Below are 2,640 nucleotides of genomic sequence, written 5' to 3'. Positions count from 1 at the left end.
GGATCACCCCGTGCACGCGGCGACCCTGCAGGTGTGGCGCCAGGCCACGGCGGGTGGTTTCTACTTCGGGCAGTTCGGGCATGGGACGATTCTATGCCCGCTCAGCGCGGCGGTGCAGCCAGTTCCCGTGCATCCAGGAATCCGTCACCGTTGGCGTCCTGCTTGTGGAAGCGCTGCACGATCACCTGCCGCTGCTGTTCGCGGGTGATGGCCCTGCCCTTGCCGCCGGGCAGTTCGTCGGCGGTCAGCACGCCATCGCCGTTGCGGTCCATGCGATCGAAGGCATACAGCATCCACTGCAGGTACTCGGCTTCACTGACCTTGCCGTCGCCATCGCTGTCCATGCGCTGCAGGTAACTGGCAGTGTCGCTGACCTGGGCCTGCACGGCAGGTGCGCACACGGCGGCCAGCAGCAATGCCGTCAGCGCAGCCCTCATCCGCCCACCAGGGTGTAGCCCTTCAGTCGCGCGGCATAGGCCTGCAGCGCGGCGATGCCGCTTTCCTCGGCCTCGCGGCACCAGGCCTGCAGTTGACGCAGGCGCTCGGCGGCATCATGGCCGCGTGCTTCCAGCAGCGTCGCCAGGCGTGCGCGGTATTCCACCAGGGTGCGGATGCGCGGGCGCTGGGCGACCCATTCGCTGAGCTGGGCGCGGCTGTCCGGCTTCAACCAGCGGCCGTCGTTGACCAGGCCACGGCGCAGCCGGCGCGGCAGCAATCGGCGCAGCTTTGCACCCGCGTATCGCGCCTCTTCGCGCAATGCCGGCATGAACACGTTGCGCTGGTAGTCGGTCATCGCCTGGAAGCGATGCGACAGCAGTGCCTTCAGGGTATCGGCGTCGGGCACGGCGATGTTCGGGCGCACGTCCATGGCCGGCGCGACACGCAGGACCTTGGCCAGGCGCAATGCCTGCAGCAGGCGGATCGCACTCCAGCCGATGTCGAATTCCCAGCGCCGCATCGCAAAGCGCGCCGAGCTGGGGAACGCATGGTGGTTGTTGTGCAGTTCCTCGCCACCAATCCAGAACGCCCACGGCGTCAGGTTGGTGGAGGTGTCGGCCGACTCGTAGTTGCGATAGCCCCACCAGTGGCCCAGGCCATTGACCACGCCGGCGGCCCAGAACGGGATCCACGCCATCTGGATCGCCCACAGGGCGACGCCCGGCAGGCCGAACAGCACCGTGTTGATGGCAAACAGCAGCACCGGGCCGAGGGTTGCATACGGGGTGTACAGGCGGCGCTCGATCGCGTCGTCCGGAGTGCCGCGACCGTACTGTTCGATGTCCTCGCGCATGCCGCGTGCTTCGCGGTACAGCTCCACGCCGCGCCAGAACACCTGGCCGAYGCCACGGGTAACCGGGCTGTGCGGGTCGTCCTCGGTTTCCACCTTGGCGTGGTGCTTGCGATGGATCGCCACCCACTCCTTGGTGATCATCGAGGTGGTCAGCCAGGTCCAGAAGCGGAAGAAGTGCGCGACCACCGGATGGAAGTCCACGCCCCGGTGCGCCTGGCTGCGGTGCAGGTAGAGGGTGACCGAGAAGATCGTGAGCTGGGTGAAGACCAGCAGCACCAGGGCCAGCTGCCACCAGCCCAGGCCCAGTACGCCACCGGTCAGCAGGGACATCAGGGCATCAGGCATGGCGGCTCTCCAGAGCGACACAGGTATGGAAGACATCATGGGCGCTTGCGTTGCAAACTGCACCTTGCACCGCTGGATTGGCAGCGCCATTCCGTGGCTTCGTTCACAGTTGGGGACCCGTGTTGTCGACCCTTGATCCGCGCATCCGCGCCGTAGACCCCGCCCCATCCGCCGGGGACCCGCCGCCCTTGATCGAACTGGACCGCGCCAGCGTGATGCGCGGACAGGTGAAGGTCCTGCACGGGCTGAGCCTGCGCATCGCGCAGGGCCAGCACACCGCCCTGCTCGGCCCCAATGGCTGTGGCAAGTCCACCTTCATCAAGCTGATCACCCGCGAGCTGTACCCGCTGGCGCAGGCCGACGGCACGGTGGCGGTGAAGGTGCTGGGGCAGAACCGCTGGCAGGTCGACCGGCTGCGTTCCCAACTTGGCATCGTCACCGGTGACCTCAGCAGCAACCTGGCCGACATGCCGGGGCTGACGGTGGAGCAGGCGGTGCTGTCGGGGTTCTTCGCCAGCTACATGGTGCCGGCCTTCCGCGAGGTCACCGACGATATGCGCATGCGGGTGGGCGAGACCCTGGCGATGACCGGTGCGTCGGGCCTGCGTGAGCGTGCCTACGCCGAACTGTCGGCCGGCGAGACCCGCCGGGTGCTGATCGCCCGCGCGCTGGTCAACCGGCCGCAGGCGCTGCTGCTGGATGAACCCTCCACCGGGCTGGACCTGGTCGCCCGCCAGCAGTTGATCGCCACCATGCGCGTGCTTGCGCAGCAGGGCATCACCCTGGTGCTGGTCACCCACCACATCGAGGAAGTGATTCCCGAGATCGAGCGCGTGGTGCTGCTGCGCGACGGCCGCGTGGTGGCCGATGGAGCGCGCGCCGAGCTGCTGCGCGACGAACCGCTGTCAGCCGTGTTCGGCGGTGCGATCACGGTGGTGGAACAGGAAGGACGGCTGACCGCGTACGCGGGGTGACACCGCGTCTGTGGCGGGCCGGACGTCCGG

The 2,640-nt window shown here is 68.0% G+C and carries 4 protein-coding genes; 1 reads left to right on the top strand and 3 read right to left on the bottom strand.

Features of this window, described 5'->3' with window-relative positions:
• From AC1VAN_RS17910 to AC1VAN_RS17900, 3 genes are all read right to left on the bottom strand, one after another.
• The coding region (locus AC1VAN_RS17910; RefSeq protein WP_480986348.1) for a DNA-formamidopyrimidine glycosylase family protein at nt 1-82 on the bottom strand (82 nt) is incomplete at its 3' end.
• A 19-nt stretch (nt 83-101) separates the two neighbouring features.
• Complete coding sequence (locus AC1VAN_RS17905) at nt 102-437, bottom strand: EF-hand domain-containing protein (protein ID WP_025875455.1); 336 nt, start codon at nt 435-437, stop codon at nt 102-104.
• Entirely contained in the window at nt 434-1,636 is a 1,203-nt protein-coding gene (locus AC1VAN_RS17900; RefSeq protein ID WP_480986347.1) for a DesA family fatty acid desaturase, read from the bottom strand. Before AC1VAN_RS17900 ends, AC1VAN_RS17905 begins: the two co-directional genes overlap by 4 nt.
• Nucleotides 1,637-1,824: 188 nt before the next feature.
• Between AC1VAN_RS17900 and AC1VAN_RS17895 the strand changes: the two genes are divergently transcribed.
• Complete coding sequence (locus AC1VAN_RS17895; protein ID WP_032978432.1) at nt 1,825-2,610, top strand: ABC transporter ATP-binding protein; 786 nt, start codon at nt 1,825-1,827, stop codon at nt 2,608-2,610.
• Nucleotides 2,611-2,640 lie beyond the last annotated feature (30 nt).

The sequence above is a fragment of the Stenotrophomonas sp. 05L44_2 genome (genome assembly GCF_056665995.1).
This window is presented reverse-complemented; position numbering and strand designations above follow the sequence as displayed.

Coding starts and splice junctions, on each gene's coding strand:
- AC1VAN_RS17905 (WP_025875455.1), bottom strand. CDS start 437: ATGAGGGCTGCGCTGACGGCATTGCTGCTGGCCGCCGTGTGCGCACCT.